The sequence below is a fragment of the Streptomyces avidinii genome (assembly GCF_014650695.1).
GTDB classification, from domain to species: domain Bacteria; phylum Actinomycetota; class Actinomycetes; order Streptomycetales; family Streptomycetaceae; genus Streptomyces; species Streptomyces avidinii.
In genome coordinates this window covers 69459-89276 of sequence record NZ_BMVL01000002.1, presented here as the reverse complement: position 1 = coordinate 89276, position 19818 = coordinate 69459, and the positions used below count along the sequence as shown (strand labels likewise).

The 19818-nt window shown below is 70.7% G+C and carries 20 protein-coding genes; 9 read left to right on the top strand and 11 right to left on the bottom strand.

Features of this window, described 5'->3' with window-relative positions; translation table 11 throughout:
• Positions 1-224 precede the first annotated feature (224 nt).
• The 6 genes from IE257_RS04535 (at position 225) to IE257_RS04510 (ending at position 5581) form a co-directional block, all read left to right on the top strand.
• The gene (locus IE257_RS04535) at positions 225-821 is read left to right on the top strand and encodes a hypothetical protein (protein ID WP_229920115.1); all 597 of its coding nucleotides are present in this window, start codon (positions 225-227) and stop codon (positions 819-821) included.
• Positions 821-1840, top strand: a complete 1020-nt coding sequence (locus tag IE257_RS04530) for an NAD-dependent epimerase/dehydratase family protein (protein ID WP_189964956.1) — start codon at positions 821-823, stop codon at positions 1838-1840. Before IE257_RS04535 ends, IE257_RS04530 begins: the two co-directional genes overlap by 1 nt.
• 85 nt (positions 1841-1925) lie before the next feature.
• Positions 1926-2294, top strand: coding sequence for a PRC-barrel domain-containing protein (locus IE257_RS04525; protein WP_189964954.1), 369 nt, complete (start codon positions 1926-1928; stop codon positions 2292-2294).
• A gap of 64 nt (positions 2295-2358) precedes the next feature.
• The gene (locus tag IE257_RS04520) at positions 2359-3324 is read left to right on the top strand and encodes an LLM class F420-dependent oxidoreductase (RefSeq protein WP_189964951.1); all 966 of its coding nucleotides are present in this window, start codon (positions 2359-2361) and stop codon (positions 3322-3324) included.
• Positions 3325-3543: 219 nt separating this feature from the next.
• Complete coding sequence (locus IE257_RS04515; protein WP_229920114.1) at positions 3544-4344, top strand: SMI1/KNR4 family protein; 801 nt, start codon at positions 3544-3546, stop codon at positions 4342-4344.
• 820 nt (positions 4345-5164) lie between these two features.
• Positions 5165-5581 (top strand): LppU/SCO3897 family protein, encoded by a 417-nt coding sequence (locus IE257_RS04510; RefSeq protein WP_189964949.1) that lies wholly within the window; start codon positions 5165-5167, stop codon positions 5579-5581.
• A gap of 584 nt (positions 5582-6165) precedes the next feature.
• Here the strand turns inward: IE257_RS04510 and IE257_RS04505 are convergent.
• The 5 genes from IE257_RS04505 to IE257_RS04485 all read right to left on the bottom strand — a co-directional run bounded on the left by IE257_RS04505 (position 6166) and on the right by IE257_RS04485 (position 10447).
• The gene (locus IE257_RS04505) at positions 6166-6360 is read right to left on the bottom strand and encodes a hypothetical protein (RefSeq protein WP_229920113.1); all 195 of its coding nucleotides are present in this window, start codon (positions 6358-6360) and stop codon (positions 6166-6168) included.
• A 167-nt stretch (positions 6361-6527) separates the two neighbouring features.
• Positions 6528-6869, bottom strand: a complete 342-nt coding sequence (locus IE257_RS04500) for a hypothetical protein (RefSeq protein WP_189964947.1) — start codon at positions 6867-6869, stop codon at positions 6528-6530.
• A 90-nt stretch (positions 6870-6959) separates the two neighbouring features.
• Positions 6960-8234: a DUF1266 domain-containing protein gene (locus IE257_RS04495; RefSeq protein ID WP_189964945.1), complete on the bottom strand. Its 1275-nt coding sequence runs from the start codon at positions 8232-8234 to the stop codon at positions 6960-6962.
• Between the two features lie 756 nt (positions 8235-8990).
• On the bottom strand, positions 8991-9587 hold the full coding sequence (locus IE257_RS04490; RefSeq protein WP_189964943.1) for an NADPH-dependent F420 reductase: 597 nt from the start codon (positions 9585-9587) through the stop codon (positions 8991-8993).
• A 41-nt stretch (positions 9588-9628) separates the two neighbouring features.
• Positions 9629-10447 (bottom strand): inositol monophosphatase family protein, encoded by an 819-nt coding sequence (locus IE257_RS04485; RefSeq protein ID WP_189964941.1) that lies wholly within the window; start codon positions 10445-10447, stop codon positions 9629-9631.
• A 137-nt stretch (positions 10448-10584) separates the two neighbouring features.
• Here IE257_RS04485 and IE257_RS04480 point away from each other — a divergent pair, with 137 nt between their 5' ends.
• Complete coding sequence (locus IE257_RS04480; RefSeq protein ID WP_189966118.1) at positions 10585-11481, top strand: LysR family transcriptional regulator; 897 nt, start codon at positions 10585-10587, stop codon at positions 11479-11481.
• A 604-nt stretch (positions 11482-12085) separates the two neighbouring features.
• Here IE257_RS04480 and IE257_RS04475 read toward each other — a convergent pair.
• The gene (locus tag IE257_RS04475; protein ID WP_229920112.1) at positions 12086-13027 is read right to left on the bottom strand and encodes a LysR family transcriptional regulator; all 942 of its coding nucleotides are present in this window, start codon (positions 13025-13027) and stop codon (positions 12086-12088) included.
• A gap of 56 nt (positions 13028-13083) precedes the next feature.
• On the opposite strand from IE257_RS04475, the gene IE257_RS04470 reads away from it, so the two are divergent.
• On the top strand, positions 13084-14082 hold the full coding sequence (locus tag IE257_RS04470) for an NADP-dependent oxidoreductase (protein WP_189964939.1): 999 nt from the start codon (positions 13084-13086) through the stop codon (positions 14080-14082).
• Positions 14083-14274: 192 nt separating this feature from the next.
• On the opposite strand, the gene IE257_RS04465 is transcribed toward IE257_RS04470, so the two are convergent.
• Positions 14275-14910 carry a TIGR03086 family metal-binding protein gene (locus IE257_RS04465; protein ID WP_189964937.1) on the bottom strand — a complete coding sequence of 212 codons (636 nt, stop codon included), beginning with the start codon at positions 14908-14910 and terminating at the stop codon, positions 14275-14277.
• Between the two features lie 98 nt (positions 14911-15008).
• Here IE257_RS04465 and IE257_RS04460 point away from each other — a divergent pair, with 98 nt between their 5' ends.
• Complete coding sequence (locus tag IE257_RS04460) at positions 15009-16031, top strand: helix-turn-helix transcriptional regulator (protein ID WP_229920111.1); 1023 nt, start codon at positions 15009-15011, stop codon at positions 16029-16031.
• A gap of 120 nt (positions 16032-16151) precedes the next feature.
• On the opposite strand, the gene IE257_RS04455 is transcribed toward IE257_RS04460, so the two are convergent.
• The 4 genes from IE257_RS04455 to IE257_RS37840 form a co-directional block, all read right to left on the bottom strand.
• Positions 16152-18479: a hypothetical protein gene (locus tag IE257_RS04455; protein WP_189964935.1), complete on the bottom strand. Its 2328-nt coding sequence runs from the start codon at positions 18477-18479 to the stop codon at positions 16152-16154.
• Positions 18480-18492: 13 nt separating this feature from the next.
• The gene (locus tag IE257_RS04450) at positions 18493-18828 is read right to left on the bottom strand and encodes a hypothetical protein (protein ID WP_189964933.1); all 336 of its coding nucleotides are present in this window, start codon (positions 18826-18828) and stop codon (positions 18493-18495) included.
• 129 nt (positions 18829-18957) lie between these two features.
• Entirely contained in the window at positions 18958-19113 is a 156-nt protein-coding gene (locus IE257_RS37845; RefSeq protein WP_229920110.1) for a hypothetical protein, read from the bottom strand.
• 48 nt (positions 19114-19161) lie between these two features.
• Entirely contained in the window at positions 19162-19503 is a 342-nt protein-coding gene (locus IE257_RS37840; RefSeq protein WP_229920109.1) for a hypothetical protein, read from the bottom strand.
• Between the last annotated feature and the right edge of the window lie 315 nt (positions 19504-19818).

The window sequence follows — 19818 nt, the reverse complement described above, 5'->3', positions numbered from 1 at the left end:
GTCGCCGTCGCTCGTGAAGGAGCCGGGATCGAACCGCCCGCCCCGGTTTGAAGGCCTGCAGGCTGGTCAGATGCCTGAGGGGGTGTTCTGTCGACCGCGGCACACCCTCCGGAGCCATCCCACTGCCCCACGTGAGCACCACGGGTCGAGGGCGGGCGTACGGCCTGCCGCCCCCGTGCCGGCAGCCGTGACGTCGACGACGTCCAAGCGATCGGAACAGCGCCATGAAAGACCGCCCCGTCGGATCATCTTCCGGTTCCGCTTCTCCTCCGCATGCGCAGCGCCTTCTCGCGATCTACCTCAACGACCATCTCGCGGGGGCCAGCAGCGGGGTGTCGCTCATCCGCCGCATGGCCCGGGCCCACCGCGGCACGCCGGCCGGGCCGCCCCTGGCCGAGCTCGCCGAGCAGATCGCCGAGGACCGGGAGAGCCTGCGCGAGATCATGACCGCCCTCGATGTCCCCGCCCAGTGGCACCGGGTCGTCGTGGGGCGCCTGGCCGAGAAGGCGGGCCGGGTGAAACTCAACGGTCACTTGGTGAGCCGCTCGCCCCTCAGCGACGTACTCGAACTGGAAGCCATGCGGATCGGCGTGGAAGGCAAGGCGTCGCTCTGGCAGTCGCTCGGCCTCCTCGCCGACACCGCCGACCACCTCGACCGGGCCGCCGTCGACCGGCTCCTGACCCGCGCACGGCATCAGGCAGCGGTACTGGATCGGCTGCACGGTGACGCGGCCCGACGATCCATCACATCCGCACCCGCGGCCGCGCCTCCGTCCGCCCGCCGCACCCGCGGCCTGCCCCGAAGGACGAGGTGGGCGTGATGAGAGTCGTCGTCACCGGCGCCACCGGCAACGCCGGCACCAGCGTGGTGAGAGCCCTGGCCGCCGACCGTACGATCACCGACGTGCTCGGCGTCGCCCGCCGCCGCCCCGACCTCCGCATCCCAGGGGTGCGATGGGCCGAAGCGGACATCGACCCGGGACGTGCCGATCTGACCGAGGTCTTCGCGGGCGCGGATGCGGTCGTCCACCTCGCCTGGAAGTTCCAGCCGACCCACGACCCGGTCACCACCTGGCGGACGAACGTCCTGGGAAGCATCCGGGTCTTCGACGCATGCGCCCGGGCGCGGGTGCACACCCTGGTCCACGCCTCGTCGATCGGCGCGTACTCACCTGGCCCCGACGACGGACGCCCGGTCGACGAGTCCTGGCCCACCCACGGCTGGCCGGGCGCCGCCTACACGCGCGAGAAGGCCTACCTGGAGCGCTACCTCGACGGCTTCCAGCTCACCCACCCCCAGATGCGGGTGGTCCGGCTGCGGCCGGCGTTCCTCTTCAAGGAGGGCGCGGCCGGCGAGCAACGCCGGATTTTCGCCGGGCCGCTCCTGCCCCGGCTCCTGATCCGGCCGGGGCTTCTGCCCGCCCTGCCCGCGGTGTCCGGCCTGCGCTTCCAGGCCCTGCACACCGACGACGCGGCCGAGGCCTACCGGGCAGCGGTCGTACGACCCGTACGCGGCCCCTTCAACCTGGTGGCCGACCCGGTACTGGACATGGCCGCCGTGGCCGGCCTCCTGCGCTCGCGTACGGTGACGCTCCCGGCGGGCGCGGCCCGCGCCGTGCTGGCCGCGGCCTGGCGCATGCACCTCGTACCGGCCTCCCCGGGACTGCTGGACGCCGTCCTCCGGCTGCCGCTGCTCGACGCCGGGCGGGCCCGCGACGAGCTGGGGTGGACACCGTCGGTCACCGCCACCGAGGCCGTCTCGGCCTTCATCGAGGGCCTGCACCGGGGAGCGGGCCTGGACACCCCGCCCCTGGCCTCCGCAGGCGCGTCCCGCGCATGAGGTCCGGTCGGTGGGGCAGGCGGGGTGCGAACCGGCCGGGCGGAGGATCCGGCGGAACGACGACCGATGCGAGGAGTGGTTGATCATGCACGACGACATGTGGGCCTACCGGTCCGGAATCGTCCACCCGACCGGGCAGGACCTCACCGGATTCACGGTGGAAGCGGCCGACGGGCGGATCGGCAAGGTCGACAAGCATTCGGCGGAGGTCACGGACGCGTACCTGGTCGTCGACACGGGGGTCTGGATCTTCGGCAAGGAGGTGCTGATCCCGGCCGGCACGGTCACCCGCATCGACCGCGAGACGCACAGCGTGCACGTGGACCGCACGAAGGAGCAGATCAAGGCGGCCCCGGAATTCCACCGGGACAGCCATCTGGCCGACCCCGACTACCGCGTCGAGATCTCCAAGTACTACGGGGCCATCGGCCGGCTCGGTGGCCCCTTCGTGTAGCCGCGCCGGGGCCTCCGCCGCGATGCGGAGGTTTCATCCGGCCCGTTCGGGCTAGCCGCTGCATATGGTGAGCATCGGATACACGATGATGACCGAGCAGTCGGGCCCGAAGGAGCTGGTGTCCCACGTCATCGGGGCGGAGCGCGCCGGATTCGACTTCTCCGTCGTCTCGGACCACTCGTTCCCCTGGCTGGACTCCCAGGGCCACGCTCCGTACGCGTGGAGCGTCCTGGGGGCGGCCGCCCAGGCCACCTCCCGGATCCCGCTCATGACGTACGTGACCTGCCCGACCTTCCGCTACCACCCGGCCGTCGTCGCGCAGAAGGCGGCGACGATGCAGCTCCTGGCCGAGGGCCGGTTCCGTCTCGGGCTGGGCTCCGGCGAGAACCTGAACGAGCACATCGTGGGTGCCGGCTGGCCCGCCGCCCACGTGCGCCTGGAGATGCTGGAGGAAGCAGTCGACATCATCCGCAGGCTGTTCGAGGGCGGGTACGTGAGCCACCACGGGGCACACTTCGACATCGAGAACGCCCGGTTGTGGGACCTGCCGGAGGAGCTGCCCGCCATCGGCATCGCGGTGTCGGGACCCCGGTCGTGCGAGGTCGCGGGCCGGCACGCCGACCTTGTGATCGCCACGGAACCGAAGGCGGAACTGCTGCGGACGTTCGACGCGCACGGGGGAGCGGGGAAGCCCCGAGTCGGCCAGCTGCCCGTCTGCTACGACCCCGACCGCGCCGCCGCGGTGGCCCGCGCGCACGACCAGTTCCGCTGGGCGCTCGGCGGCTGGCGGGTCAACGCCGAACTCCCCGGTCCGGCCGCCTTCGACCAGGCCGCGCAGCACACCCGGCCCGAGGACGTGGCCGGGGCCGTCCCGTGCGGTGACGACGTGGACGCCTTCGTCGACGCCGTACGCCCCTACGCGGAGGCCGGATTCACCGAGGTCGCCCTCATCCAGATCGGCGGCGACCACCAGGAGCCCTTCCTGGACTGGGCCGCTTCGGAGCTGCTGCCCGCCCTGCGGACCCTCTGAAGAGGCGTCGGCCGCGGCCGCCCCGCGGCCTGCCCCCCTGCAGTGGCGAACTGACCCGGCCGGTCCGCGCAGGCACGTTCGGGCCGGTAGTGAAGCACCTGGTCGCGCCCGGACGGTGGGCTGTCTGGTGCGCCACGGTCCTCGGCAGTGAAGCTGCGCCGAGTGCCACCGAGGCCGGACCGAGTGCCCTTGTCAGTGAAGTGCGCTTTCCTGTCCGTCATGGACATCACGCACTCGATGCTCAACGACCTGCTGGACCGGATCGACGCCCCAGGCGGTTCTCTGCACCTGCCACGGGACACCGACCCGCGCATGCTCGTGGATCGGCTGGCCGACCGTTACGGGGCACCACGGACCCTGGTCCTGGACGGCTTTGCGGACCCGACCGTGGACGAGTCACGTGGCGCCGCTCTTCTCGCTGTACTCGAAGGCCGGGGCGAGACGATTCGGGCATGGGCGTACGGAGGCCAATGGATCGGCGCCGGGACCGTTCGGGACGAGCACGGGGTCGTCCGGCCGGTGCTGGCGGCCGTGCCGCGGCGGGTACGGGTGCCGGATACAGGGGCGAACGGCCGGGAAGAGGACTGGGTCGAGCGGCTTGTAGCGATCACCGCCCGGGCCTCGCCCCCGCAGCGGCCGGACGTCGACTGGGCGCAGATCGAGGCAGAGGTGGGCACGCGCCTTCCCGGCGACTACAAACGCATGGTGGAGACATTCGGGGAAGGCGCCTTCGACGGATACCTCACTCTGAACCAGGAGCCGTGGACCCACCTCCGCGAGGACGGCCTGCTCATCTGGGCAAGCACCGAGCACGAGAACCTGTACTGCTGGCAGACCGACGACAGCACCGACCCGGACCGCTGGTCTGTCGCCGTCCGGACCTTCGACGGCGACTTGGCCCCCTTCGACTGCTCGGCCGCGGAGTTCATCTGCCGCATCCTCCTCGACCCGCACCATCCGTTCACGATGGCCCACTACTTCGACACCCACTGGTTCATGAACTACCGCGACAACGAGTGACTCCAACGTGCCGCCCTCGGTCGGGCGGGCCCGATGAGTGCGCTGTGCCCGATTCATCCGGGCGCAGCGGTTGGGCGGTAGAGATTCGGCGTCGGGGGACACGCCGGTGGGGACAGTGGCCGCAGGGCGCCCTGACCACGCAACCGCAGACCACGGCCCGCCGCCCAAAGCCTCCGCCGACCCTTCGCACCCGACCGGACCACTGATCAGACCGGCTACGTGGCTCACTTGCCTGAAGGGCCGAACTCGCGCTGACGCTCTTGGCCGTTCGCACCTCTACGGTCCGCTTGATCCGGGTCGGCATCACCTGCAGGGGCCGGCCGTCATCCCCGACCAGCCTGTGCCCGCCCGGATCGGCCACACCCCCGCCGTCCCCGAGAGGGCCCGGCTGCGGCCATCATCCGGTTGTGGCCGGCGACGGGGCGTCAACGTCGTGGGTGCAGGAGCTCTACGCGGCGACCCGGGGATCGCCGCTGCGGTCCATGCACTCCACACTGGTTCGCTCCGCCTGGGGCGTGGCGCCGGCCGGGGTGGCGGGCGCGGCGGCCGACACCTGGGCCATGTGCTCACCGCCTCGGCCCTCAACACCCCTCCGCGCAGGCGAAATGCCCAGCACTGAGCCGTATGGAACACCGTTCAGATCCGTACGCGGGCCCGAGGTCCCGCCCGCAGGGCAGGATCCGGCGGCGTGGCCTGACGGGTCGGCAGGGATCACGACTCCGTATCTGATTGGAAAACGGAAGGGGATAGTCCCTTTTGCGCGTTCAGGAGCCTGTAACGTACGCGCGTTCGATCATGTACACGTCCCCAAGGAACCCTCATGGCCACGCCTCCCGCGCCGCAGACCCCCGAGCAGCCCGCCGCTCCCGGCCCGTTCGACGCCCCCGTCGCGCCGTCCGAGCCCGCGAAGAAGAAGGGCGCCCTGGGGAAGAAGATCCTCGGCGTCGTGGTGGCGATCGCGGTCGTACTGTTCTGGCGCCTGGGCCTTCCCTACCTGACGGGCGAGGCGCCGGTGCACGCGGAGGCCGGCGATTGCGTCGTCGTCACCGGCCCGGAGAACGACCCCAAGGTCGAGAGCAAGGGCTGCACCGAGAAGGTGGCCGACCTTTACAAGGTCGTCAAGGTCGTCGACAACACCTTCGACATCGACAAGTGCGAGGGCGTGGCCGAGGTCGCTCTCGCGCAGCAGCTCGAAGCGGACAAGTTCGTCCTCTGCATGGAGCCCGTCAAGAACTGACGCCCCATACTTGGCCGCAGGGGCCGGACCCGCCGGGTCCGGCCCCTGCGGCGTCCCCGCGGGCCGTCAGGCGGTGCCCGTGCAGCGAGTCCAGCAGCGCGAGGTCGTCTCCGGACAGCCGCAGCGCCCCGCCGCCATGTTCGCCGCCAGTGCTTCGGGTCGCCCGTGCCCGGGATGGCCCGGACGTACGGGTCCCGGTGCCTGGAGGACGAGCCGGCGGATCGCGGAGGCCCTGGCCGCGCCGCGGGGCAACGCCGAGGTGGACTTGGAGTCTGACCGGGTCAATCGGCTGCCCGGGCCGTCGGCCGGGCGCTGCACACGCTCGATGACGCACCGCCGGTGGGCGGTCTGCGGGCATCGTTTGTGGTTCGCCAACTCGGATTCGGCATGTGGCTCGAGGCCCGGCTGCCTCGTGGACGCGCTCCTCGCCCCCTGACGCCGCCGTCCGCGACTGCGTCCCGGGTCTGCCCGTTCCCGCTCCACCGCCACACCGGCCGTCGCGCCCCGCTGGTGGGCATGCTCGCCGGCGGCACCCGCAGCCACGACTGACGCCGGCTGGGGCGAGTGCGGTGAGTTGCCGGGTATCAGTCGCCGCCACCACCGCAGGAGGAGCCGCCACCGCAGGACGCATCGTTCCCACAGGAGAAGCTGACGCCGTCGTTCTTCCACGAGCGGGAACGTCGTTGACGCTGCGCCGGCCTGCCGCCGAAGGCGCCGCCGCGCCAGGCCTGGAAGAGCCCCCAGGCGAGACCGATCCCCACGACTACCAGGTATTCCATTTCCGCCGCCCCCGTTCCTTCCGTTCTCGCCTGCGCCGGTGATCCGCGGCTCGGGCGGCCCGGAAGACGGTGCGGGTCGTCGACCTCCGCGACGATGTACGTACCGTCTCACAGCGCTGCACACCGGAGACGCCTTGGCAGAAACCCACGCTCCGGTTCGCTCGGCCTCAGCCACCGCGCTGAAAGGCCCACAGCCCGAAGGCCACCGCGTACAGCACGACGGTCGCCAGGCGCGCGTACACCAGGGCCACGAAGACGCCCACCCCGCCCAGGACCATGCCGCGGGCCTTTGTGCCTGTGCGCGACGGCGGCCACCAGGTGGCTGCCACCAGTGCCGCCGGAACGACGTACGGCAGGGCCAGCCACGCCGACGCATGAAGGATCGGGGAGGAGCGGTAGCCCCACACGCCGCTCAGTGCCGCTGCCATGGTGAACAGGGCGGGGGCCAGCCACCACGGCGGGGCCAGGAGCCGCGCGGCCGGAGGCCTCGGGGGAGAAGTCGCGGTCATGGACTCATTACACCGACCGGAGCGCGCCGTGCGCATGGGCGTACCTACTCAGACGGCCTGGTCTTCGTACCCAGCGCTGAAGCGAGATCCTCAGGTCCAGTGAAGCGTGCGCCACGGGCTGGCCGGGTCCGTGGTCAGGGCACGGTGGGTCGCGAGGACCGTCTCGTACCACTCGCCGAACTCCTCCTCGTCGAAGTGGAGGCAGCGGCCCAGGACGTAGGCGGCCGAGAAGTCCTCCCACGAGCGGTAGTTGAGCTGGACGAGACGGCCGGCCCGGACCACGGCCGCCTCCGCCTCCTGCAGGGAGCACAGGCGGGCGGCGAGTCCCCAGCGGGCCATGCCGGAGGCCCGGCCGTAGTCCCAGGCTTCGACGCTCCGGACGAAGCCCGCCTCGGGCAGCAGGCCGTCGGCGCGGAACCGCGCCTCGTAGCGGGCGATGCGGCCGATCAGCCTCTGCAGGCCGGTCACTTGGCCCTCCAGCTCGGCGGCGGGCACGGTGCCTCCCGGGGTGACGCCGTCCGCCGTCAGGCGGGGCTCGGCGGCGGCCTCGGCGCGCCGGCGCACCACCTTCCCCGCGGCCTGGCGCCAGTGGTCGACGTCGACGGGGCCCGCGAAGTCCAGAGCCATGGAGCGGCGAAGCTGTAGGACGAACTCCCAGACCCCGCTGACCATTTCGGCGCGCAGCAGCTGTTCCTGCGTGTCCTGCCAGTCCCCCCGGGTGGTGACGCCCCACCAGCGTTCCAGCGCGCGCTTCTCGTTGCGGTAGCCGCAGCCGTGGTAGGCCATCGAGTTCCAGTAGCGCCCGTTGTGCACGTTGATGTGCGCGCCGGCCGCGAGACCGAAGGCGACGGGACCGGTGCGGGGGCCGCCCACCTTCAGGGTGTGGATGACGTCCTGGGCCAGCCCCGGCCGTTCGACCGGGGCGGAGTGACGCTGCCACAGGGCGCGGCCCTCCGGCCCGGCCGGCAGGACGCCCTCGCAGGGGCTGCCGGGGTTGACGACGAGGTAGGGCGGGTCGTCCTGGTTCCAGACTTCCGCGAACCAGCCCAGGTCGTAGCAGTTGTAGACCGGGTCGGCGACGGGCGGCGGCAGCATGCCGCCGGTGTAGACGGCCAGGCACACGGTCTGGGTCTGCGGGTTCCAGTAGGGGTGGAAGCGGGTGTTGCCCGCGCTCGCGTCGACGTACGCCCGCGACTGCATCATGTACAGGTCGGCCCGGGCGACGAGGTCGTAGTAGGCCGGCCAGTCGCCGCGCGCCTTCGCCTCGTACAGCCCCCGCTCGACCGCGCTCGGCGCCTGCCAGCCCCGCGCCGATGCCGTCGGACCGGGCGGGGCTCCTTCCTCGTGACCTGCTGTCAAACTCATGGGCAAACCCTAAGGGCTGGTCCAGTGCGGTCGGCGCGCCGGTCCCGCTGGGCGGGGGTCGACCGGGGAGGCGGCGTCGAGGTGCCGGATCGCCACCGCCGACGGATCGCACGTCCCGTAGGAGACCGATCCGGCCGACGCGCTGCGCGAGTCGGCGCGTCCGCCGAAACACCGTGCGGCGAGCCTCGGCCGAGCGTGCAACCCGGGCCTCGCCCCTCTGTTGGGCCCCGCGCAGGGAGAGGGCGACAAGGGTTCGCCGGGGTTGGGCCGTCCACCACTACGGCGCCCGCTACGCCGGCCCGGGGGCCGGGCTGTGCGGGGGCCCGGCTGGCAGCAACGACAAGCCGGGCGCCTGGGGCTACATCACGGTGAAGTCCGGCGCCCACAGGGGCGACTCGGTGGCCGGGAACGCCTCGACCGGGCCGTCTCCTTTGGATCACCTCGCTGACCGGATGAAGATGGCGGCGAGGTGGAGTCCGGCACGCGCGGTGGACCAATGTCACTGCGGTGTCGGCGACTTCGCGCCGGCCGGCGTCGATGGTGAGGCAATGGCCGGGGATCAGACGATCTCGGTGACGACGCGAGCAGCTCAGCAAGCGCGTCCGCCTTGAGATGGGCCGATTCCTTGGTTGAGAGGCCGGCGGCCCGGGAAGGGGGCCACGGGTCGCCGGCCGGCGCTGAATCGCCGGCCCTGGCCTGCGCTGTCGCATCCGTTCTGGATGGGGGTCCGCCTCGGGGCGGTGCACTGTGTGCGGATCAGCGGGCGATCGAGATCGCGAAGGGCGCGAATCCGCTGGCCCGAATCACGTGCGGTACGAACAGGATCGCGGCCTCCGTGGCGCGGGCGGTCCGGATCCCGCCGAGATCGGTGATCCACTCCTTGCGCCAGCCGAGGTCGATGAGCAGTTCTCGGACGGTCTGCTTGGCCTGCGGTTCCTCGCCGGAGAGGAAGGCATCGGGCGCCTGGGCGAGCGTGGCCGGCGCGGTCATCACCGGGAAGAGCATGGTGTTGAGTGTCTTGACGACATGCGTTTCGGGGAGTGCTTCCTGGAGTTGCTCGGCGAGGCTTGAGCCGGGGTAGATCAGGTCGGCGGGCAGTCCGTCCGGTCCGTCGACAGTGGCGTTGGAAACGTCGACGAGGATCTTGTCGCGCAGTTCCTCGCGCAGGGCGACCAGCCGGTCCAGCGAACCGGCGCCCGGGGTGGCGTTGATGACGATCCGGGCCGTCCGGGCAGCGTGGGCGGCGGCGCCCGGCGAGCGGTCCGCCACGGTCACCTCATGCCCTGCCCGGATGAGGGCTGCGGCCAGGTTGCCGCCGACGCGGCCGTTACCGAGAACTGCGATCGTGGTCATGATGATCTGGTCCTTCCGTGTGTGCAGGTTGTGGTGCGCGGTCAGCGTGAGAGCGTGGCGACGGCCTCGGCGTGGACGCCGGGCGCGGCGGCCAGGAAGCTCTCGCTCTGCGGGGTCCAGGGGCGGCCCTCGGCATCGGAGATCCGTCCGCCGGCCTCGGTGACGAGCAGCGCCCCGGGCAGCAGGTCCGCGCGGGCACCGGCGAACTGCCAGAAGGCGTCGACCCGGCCGGCGGCCACGTCCAGCAGGTGCAGGGTCGCGGGCACGGCGGTGCGGACGACGAGCGCGTCGAAAAGCATCGCGGTGATCGAGGAGCCGACGCGCCGCACGACCTTCTCGTCCTCGTCCGGCCGGGCCTGGCTGGTGGCCACGATGCTCAGGCCGAGGTCGGCGGTCTGGGAGGCGCCGAGCGGCCGGCCGTCGAGGTGGGCGCCCCCGCCGCTGAGCGCGGTGTAGGTCTCGCCGGTCAACGGCAGGTGGACCGCGGTGAGCACCGGCTGGTTCTCACGCACGAGGGTGGCGGTCACCGCCCACTCCGGCAGGGCGTGCAGGTGGTTGACGTTGCCTTCGGCCGGATCCACGACCCACCACTCGCCGGGGGGCAGCGCCCCGCCGTCCAGCTCCTCCTCCACCCAGCCGGCGTCCGGACGGAGGCGCGTGAGGCGGGGGCGCAGGATGTCGAGGGCCGTGTCGTCGTTGGCGGCGAGCGCGCGCATCAGCTCTTCGCGGGTCCGGTAGCGGACCACCTCGCCGAAGCGCTCGCGCAGCGCCGAACCCGCCGCGCGCACGGCGATCGCGGTCTGGCCGAGCAGGTCGGCGTCGGAGGCGGCGACGTCAGTGGTCTGAAGCGTTTCGGACATGGGGGTACTCCCGTGTGAGAAGGGGGTGATGAGGCCAGTCGGGCCGAGTTGTGCGTTTCGCTTGCGCTCTCGTCTCGAAGGTATACAGCCCCTTCATTAACCTCAACTGCATGTCAAGCACGGCTAGGATTACTCACATGCAATTGGATCTGAATCTGCTCACCGCGCTCGACGCGCTGCTGGAAGAGGGAAGTGTGGCCGGGGCTGCCGCGCGCCTGCACGTCACCGCCCCCGCGATGAGCCGGAGCCTGGGCCGAATCCGGCGCACGACCGGCGATCAGATCCTGGTGCGCACCGGCCGCACGATGACCCCGACGCCGTATGCGATCGCCGTCCGGGAACAGGTGCACGAGTTGCTGCACCAGGTCCAGGGGGTGCTGGCGCCGAGCCGTGAACTCGATTTGGCAACGCTGGAGCGCACTTTCACACTCCGCTGGCACGATTCCCTGGTCGCCTTGAGCGGCCCCGCACTGCTCGCGGCCGTGCGTGGACAGGCGCCGGGCGTGCGATTGCGCTTCGTCGCCGAATCGAGCATCGACACCCCCGAGTTGCGACGGGGCGAGGTCGACCTCGAGGCGAACGCCAATCGTCCGAGCGCACCGGACATCCGTGCCGAGAACGTGGGCGAGACCCGCCTCGTGATCGTCGTGAGGCACGGGCACCCCCTCACCCGCGTCAGGACCATCACCGCAAAGCGGTACGCCGCCGCTGAGCACGTGACCGTCTCGCGACGTGGAAACCTCAGCAACGCCCTCGACGACGCCCTCGCTCGGCTCGGCCTCACCCGCCGCGTGGTGGCGACCGCGCCCACGGAAGCGGCCGCGCTGGAGTTCGCCCGCGGCTCCGATCTCCTGGTCAGCGTCCCCGAAGCCACCACGCGGTCCGCGGTCGCCGACCTCGGCCTGGTCGTGCTCCCGCTCCCGCTCGAACTGCCGTCGGCGCCCATATACCTGTCGTGGCATCAGCGCTACGACACCGACAACGCCCACGCCTGGCTGCGCGGGCTGGCGCGAACCGCGCTGGCCATGTGCTGAGCGCGCTCGAACGGCCGCCCGGGGCCGCGATCCTCAAGGACGAGGACTGCACAGTTCTTCGCGGAGCGCGGGCACGAGGATGGAGCGCGGGCCGTGGAACTTCTTGCCGTATTGCCGCACGGGTGCGCCGCGGACTCCCGGCGGGGCTTCGCACTGGGGCAGTCACGGGCTCGTGGGGAGGTGGTTGCGTTCGCCGTTGGCGTCGAGGATGCACAGGACCTCGGCGGGCCCACGGTCGGCGCTCTCGCCCCGACCTCCAGTGCCGCTTGCGCGTTGTGGGGGTGGACGTCGAAGCAGGCCTCCCTGGCGGCGCGAGGTCGGCGTCGGATCCGCCTCGTAGTCCGTGGCCGGGATGCCGTGCACATGCAGGACACGGGCCGCCAGGGTTGCACCCTGCGTCACCGCCGTGCCTGCGATCCATCGCGCGTAAGGCCCGCCGTGAAGACGCGAACCGCGTCGGTCGGCGTGCTCGATCGCCGCTCCAGAGGGTCGGACACCGAGCCGGCACAACCTCACCCCGCGCGATGCCGCAGACGCGCGACGAACACCGCGGAGGTGAGCCCGCTTGATGCGGTTCAGCGCCACGCGGGTCGGCCGGTCCCGGTCAGGCTGTCGCTCCGGTCAGGACGGCCTTGGCCGCCCGCCGGAGATTCCTGATCATCGGATTCGGGTCACCCTTGCGGCTGGCCAGGACGACCTGGCTGGGGGGAGCACCCTCGATCGGGACGGTGACGAGGTCGTGACGCAGTGAGCTACGCCGATCGCCGACCGGTAGCACGGCGATCGCTCTGCCACTCGCGACGAGTTCGAGCTTGTCCTCATAGCTCTCGATCGGCGGAACGCCGGCCCCGAGGATCCGGTAGGACGTCCAGTCCGCGGTCTCGAACGCGCACGGCGCCGCCTCCTCGCCGGCCAGTTCTTCCGCGGTCACCGACGCGCGGTCGGCCAAGGGATGGCCGCGCGGGACCACGAGCATCCGGGGCTCCTCGTACAGCGGGGTGGTGAACACCTCGTCGGCGGCCAGCGGCAGCGGGGCCCGCGCAATCAGGGCGTCGACGCGCTTGTCGGACAGCGCCACGACGTCGCGGCAGCTCAGGTACCGAGTGGCGATCTCGGCATCCGGGTAACGGTGGCTCAGTTCCCGGACGGCGGCAGTGATCACCAGGTCTTCAACGTAGCCGATGACGATTCGTTCGGTCTTGACTTGTTCACGCACGGCCAACTCGGCGTGGTGGGCGGCCTGGAGCAGGGCATGAGCCCGGGGGAGGAACGTCCGGCCGGCCGGAGTGAGCCGGGCGCCCTGGGGTACGCGGTCCAGCAGGCGTGCGCCGAGATATTTCTCGAGCCGTTGGATCTGGCGGCTCAGCGCCGGCTGGGCAACGTGCAAGTCGGCGGCGGCCCGGCCGAAGTGCTGGTGCGCCGCCACCACGGTGAAGTAGCGCACCAGCCGCAGTTCCAGGTCCTGTCCGAGATCGTTCACCCTTCCAGCGTACGCGTCATGCCGTTTCGGAATGACCAGGTTGCCGCACCGGTCTTGGACGGCCATGCCCCCCTGGGCCTTGACTGAGGGAACAACGTTTCCCCAAGAAAGCGACAGGCGCGATGAAGGCGATCCAGTTCCACGCAGCGGGCGGGCCGGAAGTTTTGCAGTATGACGAGGTGCCGGTTCCCGAGATCGGCCCCGGCGAGGTGCTCGTCCGAGTGCACGCGGCGGGCATCAACCCGCCGGACTGGTACCTGCGCGAGGGGATGAAGGTCATGCCGGCCGAGATGAGGCCTGCGCTGGAGTTCCCCCTGATCCCTGGAACGGACATGTCGGGAGTGGTCCAGGCAGTCGCTCCGGACGTGCTCGGGTTCGCCGTCGGTGACGAGGTCTTTGGCATGCTGCGGTTCCCCGGATTCGACGGTCGCACGTACGCGGAGTACGTGGCCGCGCCGGCTTCTGACCTGGCTCACAAGCCGGCCGGAATCGACCACGTGCAAGCGGCGGGGGCGCCCATGGCCGTGCTTACGGCCTGGCAGTACCTGGTTGATCTCGGCCACGACGTACCGTCTCCTTTCACCGGCCAGGTGCACCAGCCGGTCCCGATCACGCCAGGGATGACCGTGCTGGTCAACGGGGCCGCCGGTGGAGTGGGCCACTTCGCGGTGCAGCTGGCGAAATGGAAGGGGGCACACGTCATCGCGGTGGCCTCGGGCCGGCACGAGCAGTTCCTGCGCAAGCTCGGCGCCGATGAGTTCATCGACTACACCAGGACTCAGGCCGCGGACGTGGTCAGCGGTGTCGACCTGGTGATCGACACCGTCGGTGGCCCGGACAGCTCACGCTTCCTGACGGTGCTCAAGCGCGGCGGCACGATGCTTCCGGTGTTCTTCGCCCAGTACGATCCGGAAGAGACAGCGAGTCTGGGCATCACAGTCTCGAACATTCAGGTGCGTTCCAACGGCCCCCAGCTCGCCGAGATCGGGCACCTGCTCGACGAGGGCAAGCTCCACGTCGGGGTGGACAGCACCTACCCGCTGCCCGAGGCGGGCAGCGCACACACGCGAGCCGCGCAGGGGCACCTCCAAGGCAAGATCGTGCTGACCGTGGTCCCGTGATCGCCGAACTCCGGCAGGTGGCGGCGACTTACGCCCACGCCCTGGACGAGCCGAATGTGCCCGGTGACGCCGGCCGGGGCCCCGGACATCGATCACATCGTCTCGCTCGCCGAGGCCTGGGACTCCAAGCAGCCTTTTCAGGCCGGGTGCTTCCAGCTGACCCAGGAGGCCGCCCCCCCCGCACCGGGGCCCTCAGGGCCGACGTCCTGCCCAGGCCACCAGCCGGTCGATGGCCGGGGCCTCGGGGCCCACGGCCACCACCTCGGCGAAGGGGATCCGCCCGCCGCGGGTTTCGGCCGGCAGCGCGCGGCGTACGACGCCGATCACACGCTCGATGAGGGCCGGGTCCCAGTCCGGGTCCTGTCCGGTCGCCCTGGCCAGGTCCCAGGTGTGCACCGTGAGTTCGTGGGTGTAGACGGCCGCGGCGGCCGCGCCCGGCAGGACGCCCATCGGCAGGCGCAGCTGCCTGCCGAGGATGCCCGGATCGGCCCACACGTCGGCGACCTCACGGGCGCCCGGCACCCAGGCCGCCGCCCATCCGCCGTCGGCGATCTCGTCGGCGAAGGACGGGACGCTGAAGGGGTCCTCGCCGCGCCCGATCACCGAGATCCGGCGCACGACGGCGACAAGGTGGCTCGACAGCCGTCGTACATCGAACTCCTCGCAGGGGGTCGGGGCGTCGTACTGCTCGGGCCGGACGGCGGCCAGCGTACGGCCCGTCAGCTCGACGGCCGCAGCGAGGTCGGTCCGCGGATCGAAGGAGAAGGGCGCGGCGGAGGTAACGGTGGAGTCGGACGGGGTCTCGATGAGCTGCTCGGTCTTGTTCATGGGTTCATCCTTCAGGCAGAAGTGGCCACCTTCTGGCCAGTTTTCCGAAGAGAATGAAAGGCGACGACGCGGCACCCCCGAAGGAGGAAAAAGGGCACATGCGAGCCGATCGACTGGTGGCGACCCTGCTCTTCCTGCAAGAACGCGGCCGCGTCACCGTCCCCGAAGTGGCCGCCGAACTGGAGGTGTCCGAGCGCACCGCGCGCCGAGATCTGGAGGCCTTGGCCGCGGCCGGCATCCCCGTCTACTCCCAACGCGGCCGGGGCGGCGGCTGGTCCCTCGTCGGAGGAGCCCGTACCAACCTCACCGGGCTGACCGCCGACGAGATCCGGGCGCTCTTCCTCGTCACCGGCCCCCTGTCGGCCACCCCCGAACTGCGCACCACCCTGCGCAAGTTGGTCCGGGCCCTGCCGCCGACCATGCGGGCGCAGGCCCGAGCCGCGACCCGTGCGGGGGTCGTCGACGCCACGGACTGGTCCCGCAACGCCGTCACCGCCGATGCAGCCCACCGCTCCGCGCTCCAGGGCGCCGTCGTGGACGGGATCCGCGTCCGCCTCGGGTACGCGGGCCTCGGCAAACCAGCGGGCGAACGCGCCGTCGACCCCCTCGGACTCGTGGCCAAGGCGGGCGTGGACTACCTGGTCGCCGGTACGGACAAGGGCCTGCGCACCTTCCGGCTCAGCCGGGTCACCTCCGTCGAGCCGACCGGCGAACCGGTGGCCCGGCCGCCCGACTTCGACCTCGCCACCGCTTGGCGGACGTTGTCCGGAGCCTTCCAGGACGGCATGTACGCGGTGACCGCCCGGGCCCGCGTCCACCCCGACACACTGGGCCTGCTGCAACGGTTCCTCGGGGGCCGCGTGCGCGTCGGCGGTACGCTGCCCGACGGCTGGACCGAGGTGTGGGTCGACGGCCCGGCCGCCAAGGCCCTGGCAGGACACCTGGCCGGGCTGGGAGCGCGGGTCGAGGTGTTGGAGCCGCCGGAGGTACGACAGTGGCTGGCCCGGATCGCCGCCGAACTCACGGGAATGTACGCGGGGGAGGAGCGCCGACTACCCGCGGGATCCGCGGTTGAGGCTCCGGGGGAGCGTCGACCGGCCGCAGGACCGTGTTCCGGCTGACCCTCGCCCCGAAGAAGTCGGCCAGCCGGGTACCGGCGCGGCCGGTCAGGGCGAGGCCGACTTCGGCCAGCACCGACCGCATTCGTTCGGTCCGTTGGCCGTACCGGCGAGTCAGGCCCGTCACCCACTGCCGGGTGGTGGCCTGCTGCAGGTGAGATGGTCCTGGAGCTCTCGATGGCGGAACTGCCAGGCCGGTCCGGCTCTGCGGAGCAGGCCACACCGCCAGCAGTGTTCGAGGAACTGCCCGAGCCTCCAGGGCAGACGGCCTCGTACGCACAGCAGGAACGCGCAGTAGCGCAACCAGGCTCGTCCGGCAAGCCAAGGGCGGGGATCGTACGAGCCCCGGGCTGTCGGCACGGGCGTTGAGACGTCCCACGGATTGGGCGAGATCGTGAGCCAAATCCCGATCACGATCGCGGCGGCCAGGCACAACATGGGGTCGACGCCGGAAACGATCCACAGCGTGGTAGCGACGGCGAACATGATCGCGAAGGACCGAAGCAGGACGACCGCGAGGTCGTCTCGAAGTGGTTGGCGGGGACCAGCGACGGGCTCGTCCCGATCTGTCGGCATCCCCAACCATAGCGCCCACGTGTGCTCCGCCTCGGTCCGTACCGCGAATTTGAGAACGGCGAGCAATCCGGCCACCACTCCCCACGCGAGTGCCAGCTCAACCCGATTCCTTACCCCGTGGTGCAGCATCCACGCGCAGCAGAATCCCGCGCCGATACCGAACAGGACCCATCCGGGCAGGAGCAGGAATCGGGTGTGGGCGGCACGCAGGCGAGCGAACAGGATTCGTCTTGGCTGCGGCCATTCCTCCCAGAAGTCGCTCGCACTGTTCAAAGCGATCATCAATCCCAGGGAGGTCGGCGGCGCGAAGGCCAACATGCTCGCCTGGAGGATCGGCATGTGCTGCTGCAGAAAGAACGCCACCACGGAGGCGGGAACGATCAGCAGGGTGACTATGGACCAAAGTAGTGCTCGCTCGGTGCGCCGGGCCCTGTCGCGGCCGACCAGGAGCCACAGATCGTGCAGAACGATATCGGTGGAGGACGGCACGCGCCCGGCGATGCTGCGGCGTGGGGCGTCCGCGTTGCCATGGAGATAGTCGGCCAGGATTCCCAGGTATCGGGTCGTCCTGGCGGCTCCGGCGAAGGACGGGCCACCCGCGTGGACATGGACTTCGAGTGCGGCATGGATGTAGTGATCGAGAAGGTGGTGATCGAGAGTGCCGTCCTTTGCGTGGACCAGTAGGGCGCCGGGGTCTCGCCCCGTGTCGGGGTGGTAGACGGTGGCGGCGAGGGCCAGGCGCCAGGGGGTGTCCAGGGAGCGTTGCAGAGCGGCTTCCTCCAGAGCGTCCGGGCGTGCGACGCCCTCTTCGCATCCGGGCTCGGGGGCGAGGGTGTTCAGTACCGCGCTCCACAGATCCGTGCCGCGTTTCGTTTGAGCGACCCGGGTCTTGAGGTATGCGTGGGCCTGGGTGCTCCCGACCCGGTCCAGAGTCAGCAGCGTGACGGTACGGACCGGGGCATCGGCGCTCAACGCGTCGTACTGAGGCCGACGGCAGGTCAGCACTACCGCCCCCGCCTCTGTGTTCTCCTGGTATCTGTTGACCTCCGCCATCAGAGCTGCCGCACGGGTGACGACTCCGTGGGCGCTGTCTTGGTCCATCTCGTCCACACCGTCGATGACCGGCAGTACCGAGTACGTATCCAGCAGCAGTCCGATATCCGAGCGTGACAGATTCCAGACTCGGTCGAGCTGCTCGGTGAGCCAGTCCTTGAGCGTTCCGCCGGGCCAGGAGGAAGCAGACAATCGGACGGGCACCTTGACGTCCCCGCCCTTCACCCTGGCATGTGCCAGCCCGATGATCAGCTTCAGTGCCATCACGGTCTTGCCGGTACCCGCGTCCTCGGATGCCCCCGCGGCGGACGATGCCGGCCCGGTGATGACCAGACGTCCCGGCCGCAGACCCTTGTAGAAGGCGGTCACATTCTTCATGGTGTGTTCCGACACGGCTCGTGCTGCATCTTCTGCCGCGGGCGTCGAAACCTGGCCCAGGAACTCAGCGGTGAAGCTCAGGTCGATGACTGCATGGATGTCCCGGCCCACGAGTTGGTTGTAAGCCTCCTCCTCGGTTCCCAGCACCGACCTCGCGAGCGATTCGGCGGCGACCTGTTGCGCGGACTGCGGTAGTAGCTGCTGCTGGACTGTCAGGTTCTGCACGTAGCCGGATATGGACGTTCCGCCGTTGGTGGCGGTCGATGCTCCGGTATGCGATATCTGCACTGAATTCTGGGGTCCGTCACCGGTTACCGGGGCCGGGCCGCGGTAGCCGGTCACAGACGACTCTCCGTCCTCGGACACTGCGTTGCCGCTGTGCGACACGGTTACGCCCAACTCGGGCTCCACGTCGCGCTCTTTACCTGATGCCGGCTCTGCCATGGATGTACGGGGCCTAGTCCGTGTATTCGATGCCTGAGAGCGAGCCTGGGCCGCTCGCATCTCCTGTCTTTTTGGCGGTGGCGGAGCCACGGCCCCGGCCGCCACGCCGCTTGATACCCGTGATGCCCCCGCGGCTCGCCTTGCCGGTCCGTTCGGCCCTGTCCGTCGGCCCGGCAGAGGACTGCTGCTGGAACAGTGCCCACAACAAGGCAGCGAGACCGACGGCCACTTGCATGGAAGCCCCGGCCAGCTCCCCCGCACCAGGACTGTTCAGCAACCAAATGAGCGGCGTAGAGACGACCCCCACCACCGCCAGCACCACGACCGTGATCTTCCATCCCTGGGTCATAGCACCCCCTTCTTCGTCCGACCCGGGCCGCCGGAGCAGGAGCCCGCTCACGTGTCACCAGGAACGCACCCGGCGTCACGGTGTTTCCCGGCGCTCCGGACACGGAAACGTGGTGCCGTCATCGGTAGCTCATCTCCCGGTGCGCTCAATAGCGAGGCTCCCGCCCCCGGTCAGCACCCGCACGGCTCCCGCTACGGCCGCGAGGAACCCGACGAGGAACCACACGCGGGCGCTGGCGAACGGGGTGTCACCGAACAGCAGGTGCGGTATCCCGAAGAGCGCCATGCCGGGAAGGTAGGGATTGAAGTCCCGTACGGCGTGCGGCGCGGGGTCCTATGGAGCTCCGGTGGAGAACAGCAGGTCGGCCGCCCGTTCCACGACGCCGACTTCCATCTGCGCCCTGCCGATCACCGACAGGTACAGCAGCGGGATGGCCGCCGCACCGGTGACGGCGACCACGGCGGGAGTGCGGGCCCACGGCGTGGACGACCGCGCCGCGACCAGGGCCGCACAGGCGTATCCCGCCGCGCCGACCAGGCCCCACACCTTCTGCGAGGTGTGGTCGGGAGACGCCAGCCCCACCACGAGTGCCGACGCCGCGCACGCCAGCAGTACCAGCCGGTCCCACCGTCGTCCGCCGCCGAAGGGCTTGGCTGCGGAGCGAGATCGAGGCACCTGTTTCCGAGCAGCTTGCGACATCAGGCATCAACCTTTGAAGAAGAGGTGAGGGCATGAGGGCATGACGACGTGAGGGTGGGGGTGGGGTGAGGGGGAGGCGGGAGAGTGCCGCCGGTACCGGAGGGCTTCCAGAGGCGTTCGCATCACGGCTTTGAGAGGCGTGGCAGGGTCCGGCGACAGCGACGGTGACTGCCGGGAGCCGGGAGCCGGGAGCCGGGAGCCGGGAGCCGGCTGCCGGCTGCCGGTCCGTGACGGCGGTGCGCGTTCCCCCGGTGTCGGTGAACCCGACTACGTGCCGGCGCGCGAGGTGTT